This is a genomic window from Pseudomonas sp. (genome assembly GCF_050739655.1).
Classification (GTDB): Bacteria; Pseudomonadota; Gammaproteobacteria; order Pseudomonadales; family Pseudomonadaceae; genus Aquipseudomonas.
The window spans coordinates 65,213-80,664 of record NZ_JBOIBY010000035.1 but is presented as its reverse complement, the minus strand read 5'-3'; the positions used below and the strand labels follow the sequence as shown (position 1 = coordinate 80,664).

Sequence of the window (15,452 nt, the reverse complement as noted above, 5' to 3'; positions counted from 1 at the left end):
CGCTCCCACAGGTTCCTGTGCCAGCCACAGCACTCGTGAACGAAGCAAAATCTGTGGGAGCGTGGCTTGCCCGCGAAGGGGCCGGCACATCCAATATCAATGGTGCCTGACACACCGCCTTCGCGGGCAAGCCCCACAGGTTCCTGTGCCAGCCACATCATTTGTGAACGAAGCAAAACCTGTGGGAGCGTGGCTTGCCCGCGAAGAGGCCGGCACGTCCAAAATCTGCGGTACCTGACACACCGCCTTCGCGGGCAGCCTCGCTCCTACAGGGGTTAGCGGTGGTTTTCAAAGTTGTGGGTTTCCTGAACGGTCACGGTGGCTGTAGTCCCGGCCCGCAGCTTATCCATCCCCGCATAATCCCCATCGATCTGTATCCGCACCGGCACCCGCTGCGCCAGTTTCACCCAGGTGTAGCTGGGATTGATGTTGGCGAGCAATCGCCCGCCAGGCAGGTTTTCCCGGTCGGCGATGGCGAAGGCGATGCTTTGCACGGTACCGCCAAAACGCTCCCCACTCATCAACTCGATGTCGACCCGGTCGCCCTCCCCGATTCGCGGCAACTTGGTTTCTTCGAAGTAGCCGCTGACGTAAAACGAATCACTGTCCACCAATGCCACGAGCGGGCCACCGACGGTCGCATAATCGCCCTGTCGCGTCAGCAGGTTAGTGACGTAGCCGCTGACCGGCGATTCGACCCGCGTACGTTCCAGGTCGTGCTCGGCCTCGGCCAATGCGGCAATGGCCAGTTGCACATTGGCCTGGGCGAACCCCAGGTTGGCCTGATTTCGCAGCAGGTCCGCCTGGGCCACCGCAACTTCGGTACTGGATTTTTCCCACTCTTCACCGGAGATCGCCGAGCGTGCCTTGAGAGTCCGCCGCCGCTGCTCCTCACTTTGCCGCTGCTTGAGCAGTGCCTGGCTCGCAACGATGGTCGCTTGCGATTGCCCAAGAGCGGCCTTGGCCACTTCTACCGAGCGCCTGGCATGGTCGACCGCCAGGGCGTAGCGTGACGGATCGATTTCCAGCAGCAGCTGCCCTTTCTCTACATGCTGGTTATCGTGCACGCCCAGATTGACGATGCGTCCGGCGACATCGGCGGACAAGGTCACCACATCTGCACGCACCCGCGCATCACGGGTCCAGGGCGCGCGGGTGTAATGCTCCCAGGCAAACCATCCCAGCACAAAAGCCAGGGCGACCACGGCTACAGTCGATAGTCGGGCAAGCAGGGTTTTCAAGGCATCAGGCTCCCATCACCAGTATCAGCGTCGCGCACACACAGGCGTAGAGTGCGCCTTCGAATAACGCTTCATGCCAGACAAACCGCAGCACACCGAAGCGCCGCAAGACCCAGTCCAGCATCAGGAAAATCGGCAGGCCCAGCAACAGTGCCTGGGCAATCGGCGGCAAGTACACACCGCCTATTTCCAGATCAATGGGCAAGTGCAGGCACTCCCTGGTTGTCGGTGGTTTCAAAGTGGCCGCGATACCGCTGCACGAATGACACCACGATCAACAGTGCCACACGCATGCGAAACACCGACCACAGGTGTTCATGGACGCTTGAATGCAGCGTGTCCAGTTCGTCACCCAAGGCGTGCAGGTTGTCGAGCACGTGATCGACTTCGATATTGCGCCGACCGGCGACCAGTCGTCCGGTCTCCCGAACGGTGGCGAACAAGCGCTCCTGTGTCTGAGGGCTCAACAACACATTGTTCTGCCCCTGCTGCCGCAGCTGGTTCAACGCAATGCCCAGCGCCATGCTGCCCAGGCTGACCTCAAACAAATCGTGCAGGGATTTGTCTGCAATGGCCGGCAGCAATCCCAGCATCATGGTCAGGCGGTCAACCATGCGACTTTCGAACGCAAACTGGTTTTGATCCGTGGCCGGCGTTTTCAGTAAAGCGTAGACCTGCTCGCAATTTTCCTGATGCAACCTTCGAATTCGCAGCCCGGGCCTGAAGGGAAAAATCAGCGCATACACACTCAGTGCCAGCGCACAGGCACAAACGTAAGCACCGGCAAATTCAAACCACTGGATCGCGCTGTTCTGCCCTAACCCGGTGTTCTGCGGCCCCAGCATCAGCAACGTAATGAGCCCCAGGCCAATGCCCGTGCCGGTGGTCGGCGGGCTGGCCAACCCCACCGCTACGGCATACAGCAACGGCGCCAACAGCAAGGCCAACAACTCGAAGTTGCTGATCATCGGCACCAGCATGAACTGAAGCAGCGCCGACGCCACCAGTGCAAGTGCCAGTCCCCGGGCAAAGCTCTGGGCGGCAAGCAATGGCCGGGGAAACGTCGCCATCAGCGAGCACAGGATTCCCGTCACGATCATGCCACCCCGGGCGCCGTCCCAACCGGTTTCGATCCAGATCAAGCCAGCCACCATCAGTGCGCAATAGGCGCGAATGGCATTCATCGACGCCAGGGTGAAATCCAGATGCAACGGGTTGGCCTGGCCGCGATAGACACTGCTGGCCCCGCGTCCGCTCTGGATCGCATCGCTCAACTCCAGAATCGTCTCCAGCTGCTGCAGCATTCGCGCCTGTTCCCAACGCAATGACCATGACAACGAACGCAATGTGGCTTTGAGGGGTTCTGTCAGTTGCTCCGAGCGGTAGGCCAGTGCATCGAACCGTTGTTGCAACGCAGCAAACTGCCGGCGTTGCTCGGCCGGCATAGCGCGCCCCTGCCGGGCCAGCTCGTCGAGAAACGCCAGTTCCTCGGTGAGCAGATGCCTGATCTCTTCAGGGATCTCCCCTTCCCAACGCTCCAATAACAGCTCGCGCTGATGGCGCAACGCAGTGAGACGCGCCGTCAGCAGCACCAACTGGTTACCCAGCAATTGCACCAGATCATCGGCACTGCGCAAGCGTGGCGCGTCGTAATACAGATGCCGGCGCACGCCCTCCAGCGCACTGATTTGCCCAAGCAATTGCATTTGGCGACGGTGGAACTCGGCCTCGCTCTCCTCGGTACGAATGACCGCGCTGGCATGGGTCGCCAGTAACTTGATCACCTGATCGATCCTGGCGAAGTAATCCTTGGCAACTGCCTCGGGGCGCGCGGTCAACAGGCTGACAACACACACGCACGCCACCGCCAGCAGCGTCTCGGTCACACGGGTTACTGCCAATAAAAAGGTGCCGTCCTGATCAGGCACCGCCAGCAACCCCACCACCACCGCTGTATAGCCGCTGAGCACAAAGGCCTGGGAACTGGTGTAGCGCAACAAGGTGCCACCGGCGGTACAGAGCGCCAGCCAAAGGGACAAGGTAATGAGAAATGGCACAGGTGCCTGAGGGAAAATCGCCATGATCACCACGGCAACCGCCGCACCCAACGTGGTGCCGATGACCTGGCCGAAACTGCGGGCCAGCGTCATGCCGGCCAGCGGCTGGCTGACGATGACCACGGCCATGATCGACCATTTGGGCTGATCGAGGTCGAACACAAAGGCCAGATACAGCGTCAAAAGCCCGGCCGCAATGGTTCGCAAGGCAAACAGCAACACCCCGGGACCGGGGTGGAGGATTGCCTTGAAGTATTGCAGCAACGCTTGCATCGGACGACTCATGGATGTGTCTTTGAGCAAGCGTAGTCACAGCTTTGGGGTCTCGACAGGCTTGGGTGTCATTGGCGCCTTTAAGACCTGGCTTTATGCTTCAGGAACGGTCTGACAGGGTCGAGTTAAAACGGGCCGACTTGAAAATTGATATGGCCGGTTGATAAAAGACACCGCCGGGCAACTGAGCTGGCCTGCTACCTTCAATGCTCTTTATAAGAGCCGAGGGATTTGGGATGAACTTTCCCTGTTTGTCATAGGCACCGATCACTGCCGAAGCCGGGATGTCCTGGCCGTAATTCACTTCGTACGGTCGCATACCCAACTTTGAATCGGGGTATTTTTTCCAATGATCATTGGCGTACAAGTGATATCCCCTCATGTTTCTGCCATCAACGAGATACGTGTACCCTCCTCGCCCACCCCCATATTGAAATGCCCCAGCCCCGCTTTGCTTGTAGTAAGCAGAGGTGGAAATCCCCATGCCATCCATGTCCAGCGCGTCTTTACCGCCGCCGAAGCCACCGCGCATGCCATTCACCTGGCTCACATCAGTTATTGGCGTGCGTAGTTTGAAACCTTTTTCGAAAACCTCTTTAGGGGGTCGCCTATCGCCCCGCATGACAAACCCCTGATAGACATATCCTTCTTTGGGGCCAGAGAAGTGAACGTTTTTCGTGTCTTTTATCAGCTTTTGCGCCTGTTTCGGTCCTTTATACAGTTGCTTCAACTGACTCACCGTTCGATGGCTTTTGAATTTCGCTTCCAGCTTTGCCGTAAGCGCCGCCGTATTGGGAACAATGGGGGGAATGAATTTGATCGGTTTGGCGATTTTGTGGCCCATTGATTTAATGCCATTGAAAACTGAACGACCTATTCGCGAGGCAACCAAACTGGAAAAGGTCTTGCCAAACAACTTCCCCGCCAAGGGACCGGCAAACTCCATGATGAATCCGCGGTAGGCATTGGAACGGAAGTTGGCTGCGGTGGTCGGGTCATCTGCGACTGCGCCACGTAACAGTTCTGTAGCGGATGCGCTTGCACCAAACAAAAACGATGCGGCCATGCGAGCACCGTGGGTGGCGAGAACACTGGCTCCCGGGAAGAATGCAACTATTGATAAAGCGGTCAGTACCTTGCCTACCGCTGCGATCAATCCATCGGTGAAACGTTCTTCATCAGTTGAAACCAGCGTATCCATGTCGGACAACGCTTGTGAAAGTTGGCGCTTATACAGATCTTCCACTGCATCTTTTGACGAATCAAACAATACAGGCGCATAAAGTGGGTACTTATTGAATATATTGAAAACAGGTTTTCCATATTTGAAATCTTCGTCTTGGCGCGACAATTTTTCATAGAGCGGGATTCTATCCATCAATGCCTGCTGAAGTGGCTTGTTATTTTCTATAACGTTCTGCTTTCGCTCGCTTCCTGCGGGCAGTTCAATCACGGTGTTGTTACCACCCAAAAACACAAACAAACCCATCCCGTCCAGATTGTCGCCTAAATAAACTGCGTTACTGACTTTGGACGGACTGTTTTCTCGGGGATCGTTCAGGTAAATAAGATGGGATGTTTTTTTCCCCTGAAGGAATTTGTCAGAAATGCTGATACCTTCAGCCGATGCATTCCTGGAGTTTTTGTAGGACTCCAGGGTTGTCTTCAGCTCGTATTCCTTGCTCAGCTTCCACAGTTCCTTGACATCCGGGCGCTCCAGCGTTGACTTGATGGTTTCCTTATAAGCGGCCTGCAGGTCAGCATGGATGATTGTATTCTTAAAACTTTCGGGAAAATGGCTTGGCCAAAGGATCGTAAACTCTTCGTTGCTCGCCTTTACACGTAAGTGATAATCGACACATAACTCAGCCAAGGTGAATGGCTGAACTCTTTCCCGAGAGGCTTTCCTGTTATTGAACTTATCCGGCATGACGGATTCCTTGAACCTGACTTCAATCGTCGACTTAGGGTTCAGTGTGCTTTTCAAGGATCGAGGAAGGCTGGATTCGCTGATGATTGTGTTGACGCTATTTTGTATAAATTGCTGAGGGTCGACGATTGCTTCAGCAGCTCTGAACGCCTCAATGACTTTGTCGGCAGCCTTCTGGAGTGTAAGCCCCGGTGCTATCTCTCCTTTTTGCTGCTCAAGTGAGACAGGTGCCATTTTAATCTCCCGCGAGGCTTCAACAGCCCAATGCACGGCCCTTATGTGAGCTTGTGCGTAACCTGGGACGAGGCCAAAGGCGTCGACACTACGAGGTTTGCGGCTCAATGGTTCAGACTCTGCAACTTGGATGGAGCGCGAATCGGTGGAAAAGTCGGCCACCTCATCCAGTTCATCGATTTGCGCCAATTGAATGATTTCCTCAATCCGCTCCTTATAGCTGACGCGACTATCCTGCGCAGTTTCCTGGAGCATCACCTGGATATCCTCTAAAAGTTCAGGGTCAAGATGCGGGTCAGCGTACCTGGATTGCCTGACGCGCCCCTCGAGTTCTGAAGCCAGGGCTGGGAACTCCACAAGTAAATAGTCCAGGTCATCGAGAATATGTTCTTCAATTTCAGTTACCGGATCAGCGAAAAAGTATTGATCGTCGCTCGATACGGATGAGAGAACAGGAGAAATAGTCTCAGGAAGAAACCATTGAGCGTAAAGGTTGCTGATGGCTACATACGCAGCAAACGCGCCCGCGGTTTTACCGGGATTTTGCTCGATCAAATCCCCTGCTCGCCCCAGGGTCGCAGCGCCGGTGCTGAGCAAGGTACCGCTCATGCGGCCGAGCCAGGTGGAAAAATAGTCTCCGATTGCCCGCATTTGGGATGAGTAATCTGCAGATGGTGGTTCCAAATTAGTTGTCGTGGGTTGATAGGGCGAAGGTAACTCCTGCAACAACTCCGTCATTTCAACCACTTCGTGCGCACCGACACTGTCCCACGGCATAAGTTTGCCTGTGATCTGACCGAGAAGTTCATCCGCCTGTGCAGCGATCTGGCTCATCATGGCCAATGGGTCTGCAGCAGTGGCAATGGGTTTGGACGGCACCCTGGAAAAATCGGATGCGCCATTTTTCCACGCCTCACCATTGGGTTGCGAACCCGCTTGGGCCGTAACAGGACTCGTGTCCAATCTCAAGGGGCGGGAAGTTATATGGCTACTGTCCAACTTCAAGGCGCCAAAAGTATCCAGAGCGTTGCAGACCCATAACAACTTGCCAACAAAGCTCTGAGGAACACGGGGGCCGTTGTGGGTAATGTTCGAGTAAAAATCCGCACTGCGTTCAAAGGTTTCAAGGGCCGACAGCAACCATCTTGAGCCTGCATCCGTCGGTGCAGATTTGACATGACTGCTCGGCACTGACGAGGAATCCCGGCACCCAAACACCCCTTCCAGCCAACTGGGGCCGACCAGCCATTGCAGCCAGCTTTGTTCTACTTCAACGTCGGGTTTGAGCTGTTCGCACAACGCCCTGGCCGCTGCTTCATAGTGCTGCGGCCAGCGCACACGCTTTACATCGGAATTTTCAAGAAGGTCGACAAATGTTTTCAACTGCGCGTGTGCTTCGGCCGGAGAAGGCCGCAGATCGCTCGAGTCTTCCAGCATCGTCAGCGCATCATAAAGTTTGAAATCGCTTGCACGAATGTATTGGCGGCCTTGGGTCGTGAGTTGTTTCAGGAATTCCCACTGAGCATCCGTGAGCAACTCGTTGATTGCGATCTTTTCGTCCCGCAAATCACTTGAACGGACCAGTTGTGCCTGGATAAATCCCGCAACCCCTTGAGCTTGTCCACCCACAAACCTGATGTTTTCACCCAGCGCGCACTGCCATTGACTGGGCGGTAATTCGCAAACCACTTTAACGATTTCTTTCAGATGATCGCGGGTCAACGATCCAAGCGGTCGGATCGACCGCAACATAGCGTCCGAAAACAGCCCGACAATGGCTTTGCCCGTCTCGGTTTGCAAAATCCCGCTGCTGAGTACTGCCAATACTTCCTGCTCGGACAGTGTCTGTGTCTTCAGTTGTGTTTTAAATGAGGCCCACTGGTACTCAAGATCGCTTTGACTAGAGAAATCCGATGCACCGAACAGATTTCGCAGCAATATCGGGGGTGGAATGTCGCCATTCGTGGTGGTAGCCAGTGCTGGCGGGATGCCAATCGGGGCAATCAGAGCGTCGGAACTATTCCCCACTCGTCGCAGCGCAGCAGAGAGCGAAGTCTCTGTCCTTGGATCATTGACTGTCGTAAGTATCGGCGATGCGAGACTTGTTGCATTACATGGGCTGGGCACTGAACGACTTTCCGCTTCTTATGGATCGTCTCCAAGCATGTAGAGGGTTTGCGAAAAGCTCTTGTAAATACCGCTTATAGGGCGACCTGTTCACACATTGGAGGCCAATGGTGAGCAACCCGGGTTTGACTCCTGCGCCAGACTGATAAAAGCTGACACTCTTTCGATGCCGCCTCAGCCCGGATTTTGCATGCCCCGATCCCGCCGTTATCTACTCATCAGCCTTTGTGCCCTGTGTGTCATCGGCCTTGCGTGGTTCTTTCTGCACAGCACGAGCCCCGTTGTGCCTGAAGCGATCAAACGCGGCTACAGCGAAGCGCTGGCAGCGGCTCGAAACGGTCAGCCAGGTGCCGCACGGGTGCTTTACCAGCAATTGGCGCGCCCCGATATTTCGCCGAAACGCCGTGTCTGGCTGCATGCCGAATTGCCCAACTACCCAAGTTCCGTGGCCCTGAAACTGGCAGATGCGGATTTGCAGCATGAATCCCCTGAAGTACGCATAGCTGCCATAAAAAGCATCAGCGGATTGGTGCCCAATGGCCAGCGCAGTCTGCTATTGGGGCCTTTGCTCGATGACAGTGACCAGAGTGTGAGGTTTGCCGCGGTCAATGCCTTGCTGGGGCTTTCCCCGGATGACCTTGGCTTGTATTTCGGCCCGCTGGAACAAGCCATCGATGCCTGGCAGTTAGCACTTAAAGATGCACCACAAAGTGCGGAAAACCAGTACCAGCTGGCTCGGTTGCATCTGCACAACGCCGAGTTCAAACAGGCACAGCAGGCACTTGAAAACACCTTGCGAATGGCCCCGGACAACCTGCCGGCTCTGGTGATGCAGATCGAGGTGCTGGATAAACTGGGCCAGAACGACGCAGCCCAGCAGTTGTTGGCCAAGCAACTCAAGACGCAGCCCGATTCGGCCTATCTGCAGCATGCCTTGGGGTTGTGGCTGTTGCATCACGGCCAAAGCGAATTTGCCCTGCTCGGTCTGTCGAAGGCCGTGGAGCTTGAACCGAACAACAAGGATTACCGCTATGATCTGGCCACCACACTGCATGGCGAGCAGGAGCTGGACGCGGCACAGAAACAATTACAGGAAATCGTTCAGCGCCACCCCAACGATCGCCGCGCGCGGGTGTTGCTGATCAATTACTGGAAGGAAAGCGGGCAACTGCAAAACGTGCAGATTCTGCTGGCGCAACTCGAACAGCTCAATCCAGACGATCCAGCCCTGCAACAGGGTTTGTGACACCCGCCGCAAATTTCGTTGAACGCTCGTCTCGGTCAACGGTCAAGTGAAAAGGCAGCCCATCGAGGTTCAGATACTCGCTGCGCTGCCTCGTTTCCCTAGTCAAAAGAGGGCACTTATTTGTCTGCATCCAACGAGTTGATCAACGAAAAAGCCGCCACCGGTATCGAGGGCCTGGATGACATCCTCAACGGCGGACTCTCACGCGGTCACGTGTTCTTGCTGGAGGGTGAGCCGGGCACCGGCAAGACCACCGTCGCCTTGCACTTTCTGTTGGCTGGCGCCAAAGCCGGCGAACGCTCGTTGTACATCACCCTGTCGGAAACCGAGCGCGAATTGCGCCAGGGCGCACGTTCCCACGGCTGGGAACTGGGTGAAAACGTCCACATCTTCGAACTGACACCGCCCGAAAGCGTGCTCAATGCCGATCACCAGCAATCGCTCCTTTATTCCTCCGACCTTGAACTGGGCGAAGCCACCCGACAGATCTTCGAAGTGGTCGAGCGGGTCAAGCCAACCCGCGTGATCCTCGATAGCCTGTCCGAAATCCGCCTGCTGGCACAAAGCTCCCTGCGCTATCGCCGACAGATTCTTGCGATCAAGCATTACTTCGTGCGCTACGACGCCACAGTGTTGCTACTGGATGACCTGACCACCGAGTCCCTGGACAAAACCGTGCACAGTGTGGCCCACGGCGTGATTCGCCTTGAAGAACTGACACCCAACTACGGTGCCGAGCGGCGACGAATCCGTGTGGTGAAGTATCGGGGCCAGAAATATCGGGGCGGCTACCATGACTTCACGATCATGGCCGATGGTGTGCATGTATTCCCGCGTCTGGTGGCCGCCGAGCATCGCGGTACCTACGTGCGCCAACAATTGACCAGCGGCATCGTTGAAATGGACGCTTTGCTCGGCGGCGGTATCGAGACCGGTTCGAGCACGCTGATTCTCGGCCCTGCCGGTACCGGTAAATCGCTGATCGCGATGGTGTTCGCCGCTGCTGCCGTCGCCCGTGGCGAAAAAGCCGCACTGTTCATATTCGACGAAGAGCTTGGATTATTGTTCGAGCGCATGAAGAACCTCGGTATCGATCTCGAAGCCTTGCAGGAGGGCGGTAATTTAAGAATCGAGCAAGTGGATGCTGCCGAACTCTCCCCCGGCGAGTTTTCCCACCGGGTTCGGCGCTGCGTCGATGAAGGCAACATCAAAACGGTGGTGATCGACAGCATCAATGGCTATCAAGCCGCGATGCCCGAGGAAAACGCTTTGGTGCTGCACATGCATGAGTTGCTGCTGTACCTCAATCGCAAGGGCGCAGCGACCTTCATGACCGTCGCCCAACACGGACTGGTCGGCGACATGCAAGCCCCGGTGGATATTACCTACCTGGCCGACACGGTGATTCTGCTGCGGTATTTCGAAGCGCTGGGCAAGGTCCGTCGCGCGATTTCTATCATCAAGAAACGCACTGGCAGCCATGAATCAACCATTCGTGAGTACCGCATCAGCACCAAGGGCATGACCATTGGTGAGCCGCTGGAAGCATTCCAGGGCGTCCTGCGCGGCGTACCTACTTATCTGGGTGCGAACATGCCATTGCTCGAGGATGAAGCTCCGTGATGCTTGAGCAGGCAACGTCCGAGCGCGCGATCATTCTCGCGCCGCTGGGACGTGACAGTCAGATTGCGTTGATGTTGCTCAAGGAAGCCGGTTTCGACGGCGTGGTCAGAGCTGATCTGCTTGGGCTGTGCGCCGAACTGGTGCACGGCGCGGGCCTGCTGCTGATCTCCTCCGAGGCCTTGTTGGGTTGCGATCTCCAGCCCCTGATAGCACTGATTGAACGACAGCCCGCCTGGTCAGACCTGCCGATCGTGTTGCTGACGCATCACGGTGGCCCCGAGCAAAATCCCGCCTCACGTTTCGGTCCGCAACTGGGCAATGTCACGTTCCTCGAACGGCCGTTTCATCCGGAGACCCTGATCAGTCTGGTGACCGCCGCTGTGCGTGGACGGCGACGACAGTACGAAGCCAGGGATCGGATGGTGGACCTGAGCATGAGCGAACTGCGCCTGCAAAACACCCTGGAAACTCTGGAACAGCAGGTCGAAGAGCGCACCGCCCAGTTGCGTCATAACGAAGAAGTTCTGCGTCAATCGCAGAAAATGGAAGCGGTCGGCCAGCTCACCGGTGGTATCGCCCACGACTTCAACAACATGCTGACCGGTATCATCGGCAGCCTGGAACTGCTGCGCCGACGGCTGGCCCGTGGTCGCACCGAGGACCTGGACAGCCTGATCGACCTTGGCGTGACATCGGCCAATCGTGCTGCCGGGTTGACGCATCGCCTGCTGGCCTTTTCCCGTCGCCAGTCGCTCGATTCAAAACCGGTGGAGATGAATAAGCTGGTGGCCTCCATGGGTGAACTGCTGCAACGCAGCGTCGATGAAAGTATTCAACTGGACATGCAGTTGAGCGAGCAACTGTGGGTGGCCGAAGCCGACCCCAATCAACTGGAAAGCGCCCTGCTCAACCTGGTCATCAATGCCCGCGATGCCATGCCCGAAGGCGGCAAGCTGCTGGTGCAAACCTCCAATCGTCATCTGGACAAGCACTTCACCGACCTACAGAGCAATCTCAAGCCGGGTGACTACGTGGTGCTAAGCGTGACCGACGATGGCTGCGGCATGCCCCAAAGCACCATCAATCGGGCATTTGACCCATTCTTTACGACCAAACCGATCGGCCAGGGCACGGGCCTTGGGTTGTCGATGATCTACGGCTTCAGCAAACAATCAGGCGGCCACGTTGCGATCCAAAGCACGGTAGGCGAAGGCACCACCGTGAGTGTGTTCCTGCCGCGCTACAGTGGGGAACTGCAGCAGGATCAACCGACAGACAACCAGCATCCACTCTTCGCGCAGAACGGCGAAACGGTGCTGATTGTCGAGGACGATCCGGCCGTGCGGGTGCTGGTCAGCACGGTACTGAATGAGTTGGGTTATGCCTTCGTCGAAGCCTGCGATGCCGACAGCGCGGTACCGATTCTCGATTCCGCCCAACGCATTGACCTGCTGATCAGCGACGTCGGGCTACCCGGCATGAATGGTCGGCAACTGGCGGAAATCGGCCGACAATACCGACCCGGGTTGAAAGTACTGTTTATCACCGGATATGCCGAACATGCCGCAGTGCGTGGCGGTTTCCTCGACCCGGGCATGCAGATGATCACCAAGCCGTTTACCTTCGACCTGTTGACGGCGAAGGTGCGGGAGATGATTCGCCAAGTCTGACACTTGCTACGAGAGCATCTCTTCCATGATTTCCTGCAACACATCCAGATCGAAGGGTTTTTCCAGGATCGGTGCCTTGCGGGTAATCGGGCTGCCCGTCTCGCGGATTTCCTGCGGGTAGCCACTGATGAAAATCACCTTGAGGTCCGGCCGCAATTTCACCGCAGGCTCGGCGATCTGTACGCCGGAAATACCGCCCGGCAGCCGAAAATCGGTGATCAACATGTCCAGGTGCGGTTTGCTCGACAGAATATCGAAGGCCTGTTCGCCGTTTTCCGCCTGCAACACGCGATAGCCCTGCCCGGACAGGTAATCCGTCAGCACCATCAAGATAACCGGTTCGTCCTCTACGACGAGTACTACATCTTGTGCATCTTCACTCATGGGAAGCCTTTGTTCGATCAATAGCTGCTGATACGACCGTGGGGTCGCTCAGAGGTTGCGTTTATCGCGCTGTTTTCCTACAGCGGCAGACAAACGCGAAACAGGGCGCCTTCGCCAATCCGGCTTTGGACGGTAATGGTACCGCCATGGGCGGTGACAATCTGTTCGGAAATAAACAATCCCAATCCCAGCCCGGCGACGGCGTGTTTAGCCGACACTCGCTCGAACTGTTGAAAAATCCGTTGCTGGTTCTCTTCGCTGATACCGATCCCGAAATCACGGACTTCCACCCGTGCCTCACCGTTTTCACTGTAGACCTTCACCGTGATCGGGCTCTTGGCGCCATAGCGCAAGGCATTGGTCAGCAGGTTGGACACCACCTGCTCGATCCGGAACTCATCCCACTCGCCCACCACCGGTTCAGCGGCATCCAGGCTGACCGACGCCTCGGCCGCCTCGATCTGCTGGGCGAAATTCTGCAGCAAACCGCGGACCAACGCCGCCAGATCGAAGCGTGACGGGCGGATCGACAGCTTGCCCGTGCGGATGCGTGACACATCGAGCATGTCTTCGATCAGGCGGATCAGGCTTTTGATCTGCCGCTCGTCGCGGTCGACCATGGCGTGCATTTTATCGAGGGAGAACGCCGCGGCGTTCTCCCTTGCCAAGTGCATCTTGCGCAGTTGGGTTTCAAGGATCAGGCCGTTGAGCGGCGTGCGCACTTCATGGGCCACGATGGACATGAAGTCATCGCGCATGCGCACCGCCTGTTGCAATTCCTGCTGGGTGCTCTGCAACTGCTCAAGCAGTGCTTGCTGCTCGCGACGGCTCTGTTCCAACTCTTCAACCTGTTGCTTCATGGCCTTGCTCTGGCGAAACAACTCGACGAATACGTTGACCTTGCTTTTGACCGCATGGATGTCCAGAGGTTTGTGCAGAAAGTCCACCGCGCCGCTTTCATAGCCCTTGAACGCGTAGTTCAGTTCACGGCCGGCGGCACTGACAAACACGATCGGGATGTTCCTGGTCTTTTCCGTTCCGCGCATCAGCTCGGCCAATTCGAAGCCGTTCATGCCAGGCATCTGCACATCGAGAATGGCCATGGCGAATTCGTGTTGCAGCAGCAGGGACAAGGCCTCGTCAGCAGACTGCGCCTTGTACACGGTGCGGTCTTCGCGCTTGATCAGCGCTTCAAGTGCCAGCAAATTTTCTGGCAGATCGTCAACGATCAGTAATTTGGCCTGGATATTACTTAGCATGCGATTCGTTCCAGCTCGACCAGCAGACGGCCTATGCCGCTGATGGGAAGAATGTGATCAGGCTCAAACATGTTCAACGCTGCCTGGGGCATGGTCGCGACCTGGGCTTCCTTGGGGTCTTGCACGATGGTCAGGCCGCCACGCTGCTTCACCCGCGCCAGACCTTTGGCACCATCACGGTTGGCACCGGTCAATAACACCGCAGCCAGGCGTGGGCCATAGACATCGGCAGCGGATTCAAACAGGTAATCGATGGCTGGACGCGAGTGATGCACGCGGTCTTCCAGGCTCAAGGAAAAACTGCGGTCCCGCTCCACCGACAAGTGATAGCCCGGCGCTGCGAAGTACAGGGTTCCGGCCACGACCGGGGTTTTGTCACAGGCTTCCAACACAGGCAGCGAAACCCGCCGGGCAAAGACTTCAGTCACGTAGCTGCGACGTTCTTCCGGCAAATGCAGCACAACGATGATCGGCAGTCTGAAGCCTTTACGCAGGGGGCCAAGGATCTGGAGCAGCGCCTCGACCCCGCCAGCCGACGCACCGATCACAATCGCTTCTATGGAGAGCTTACCCGTGGCGCTGCTCATGATTTGCGATAGATCCGTTCTTGTTTGACCAGCGGCTGGAACTGGTTGCCGAAAGCCGAAAAATCGGGGGTTTCCTTGCTGCCCAGCGCGAGGAAACCTCGGTGGCACAGCGACTCGTGAAACAATCCGAACGCTCGATCTTGAAGCTTTTTATTGAAATAAATCAATACATTACGACATGAAATTAATTGAGTTTCTGAAAATACGCTATCGGTTGCCAGGCTGTGATCGGCAAAGGTCACGTTCTCGCACAGCGACTTGTCGAAAATCGCGTAGCCATACGCCGCCGTATAGTAGTCAGCGAATGAACGCTGGCCACCGGCCTGCTGATAGTTAGAAGTGTAGGCGCGCACGTTTTCCATCGAGAAAATCCCTTGCTTGGCTTTCTCCAGTGAGCGTGGGTTGATGTCCGTAGCGTAGATGATGGTGCGCTCCAGCAGACCTTCTTCGCGCAGCAGAATAGCCATCGAATAGACCTCTTCTCCGGTGCTGCACCCGGCAATCCAGATCTTGATCGACGGGTAGGTCTTGAGCAGCGGCACCACTTCCTTGCGAATCGCCAGAAAATGGGAAGGGTCACGGAACATTTCACTGACCGGAATCGTCAGCAATTGCAGCAAATGCATGAAGGCCGTCGGGTCATGCAGGACCTTTTCCTGCAAGGCCGAAATGGTATTGCATTCGAACTGGCTCAACGCATGAGTCACTCGGCGCTTGATCGATGCGCCGGAGTAATCGCGAAAATCGTAGCTGTACTTGAGGTAGATCGCCTCGATCAACAAACGCAATTCGATTTCGCTGTTGTGCTCCATGGAAAAATT

Annotated in this window: 11 protein-coding genes; 3 read left to right on the top strand and 8 right to left on the bottom strand. The window is 56.4% G+C overall.

All coding sequences use genetic code 11. The features are described from left to right. Positions 1–275: 275 nt before the first annotated feature. From ACRESJ_RS01900 to ACRESJ_RS01885, 4 genes are all read right to left on the bottom strand, one after another. A complete protein-coding gene (locus ACRESJ_RS01900; protein ID WP_431756372.1) occupies positions 276–1,241 on the bottom strand; it encodes a biotin/lipoyl-binding protein in 966 nt (321 codons plus the stop codon). Between the two features lie 4 nt (positions 1,242–1,245). Further along, positions 1,246–1,446, bottom strand: coding sequence for a DUF1656 domain-containing protein (locus ACRESJ_RS01895; RefSeq protein ID WP_431756371.1), 201 nt, complete (start codon positions 1,444–1,446; stop codon positions 1,246–1,248). Further along, positions 1,436–3,583, bottom strand: coding sequence for an FUSC family protein (locus tag ACRESJ_RS01890; RefSeq protein WP_431756370.1), 2,148 nt, complete (start codon positions 3,581–3,583; stop codon positions 1,436–1,438). The genes ACRESJ_RS01895 and ACRESJ_RS01890 overlap by 11 nt, the downstream gene beginning before the upstream one ends. 88 nt (positions 3,584–3,671) lie before the next feature. After that, on the bottom strand, positions 3,672–7,763 hold the full coding sequence (locus ACRESJ_RS01885) for a hypothetical protein (protein WP_431756369.1): 4,092 nt from the start codon (positions 7,761–7,763) through the stop codon (positions 3,672–3,674). Positions 7,764–8,052: 289 nt separating this feature from the next. Between ACRESJ_RS01885 and ACRESJ_RS01880 the strand changes: the two genes are divergently transcribed. From ACRESJ_RS01880 to ACRESJ_RS01870, 3 genes are all read left to right on the top strand, one after another. Further along, complete coding sequence (locus ACRESJ_RS01880; protein WP_431756368.1) at positions 8,053–9,108, top strand: tetratricopeptide repeat protein; 1,056 nt, start codon at positions 8,053–8,055, stop codon at positions 9,106–9,108. Positions 9,109–9,228: 120 nt separating this feature from the next. After that, complete coding sequence (locus tag ACRESJ_RS01875; RefSeq protein ID WP_431756367.1) at positions 9,229–10,731, top strand: ATPase domain-containing protein; 1,503 nt, start codon at positions 9,229–9,231, stop codon at positions 10,729–10,731. Beyond that, positions 10,731–12,401, top strand: a complete 1,671-nt coding sequence (locus ACRESJ_RS01870; protein WP_431756377.1) for a response regulator — start codon at positions 10,731–10,733, stop codon at positions 12,399–12,401. Before ACRESJ_RS01875 ends, ACRESJ_RS01870 begins: the two co-directional genes overlap by 1 nt. Before the next feature lie 6 nt (positions 12,402–12,407). On the opposite strand, the gene ACRESJ_RS01865 is transcribed toward ACRESJ_RS01870, so the two are convergent. The 4 genes from ACRESJ_RS01865 to ACRESJ_RS01850 form a co-directional block, all read right to left on the bottom strand. Next, the gene (locus tag ACRESJ_RS01865; RefSeq protein ID WP_431756366.1) at positions 12,408–12,785 is read right to left on the bottom strand and encodes a response regulator; all 378 of its coding nucleotides are present in this window, start codon (positions 12,783–12,785) and stop codon (positions 12,408–12,410) included. A gap of 77 nt (positions 12,786–12,862) precedes the next feature. Beyond that, positions 12,863–14,044: a hybrid sensor histidine kinase/response regulator gene (locus ACRESJ_RS01860; RefSeq protein WP_431756365.1), complete on the bottom strand. Its 1,182-nt coding sequence runs from the start codon at positions 14,042–14,044 to the stop codon at positions 12,863–12,865. Continuing rightward, entirely contained in the window at positions 14,038–14,631 is a 594-nt protein-coding gene (locus tag ACRESJ_RS01855) for a chemotaxis protein CheB (RefSeq protein ID WP_431756364.1), read from the bottom strand. Before ACRESJ_RS01855 ends, ACRESJ_RS01860 begins: the two co-directional genes overlap by 7 nt. After that, the gene (locus ACRESJ_RS01850) at positions 14,628–15,443 is read right to left on the bottom strand and encodes a CheR family methyltransferase (protein ID WP_431756363.1); all 816 of its coding nucleotides are present in this window, start codon (positions 15,441–15,443) and stop codon (positions 14,628–14,630) included. The genes ACRESJ_RS01855 and ACRESJ_RS01850 overlap by 4 nt, the downstream gene beginning before the upstream one ends. Between the last annotated feature and the right edge of the window lie 9 nt (positions 15,444–15,452).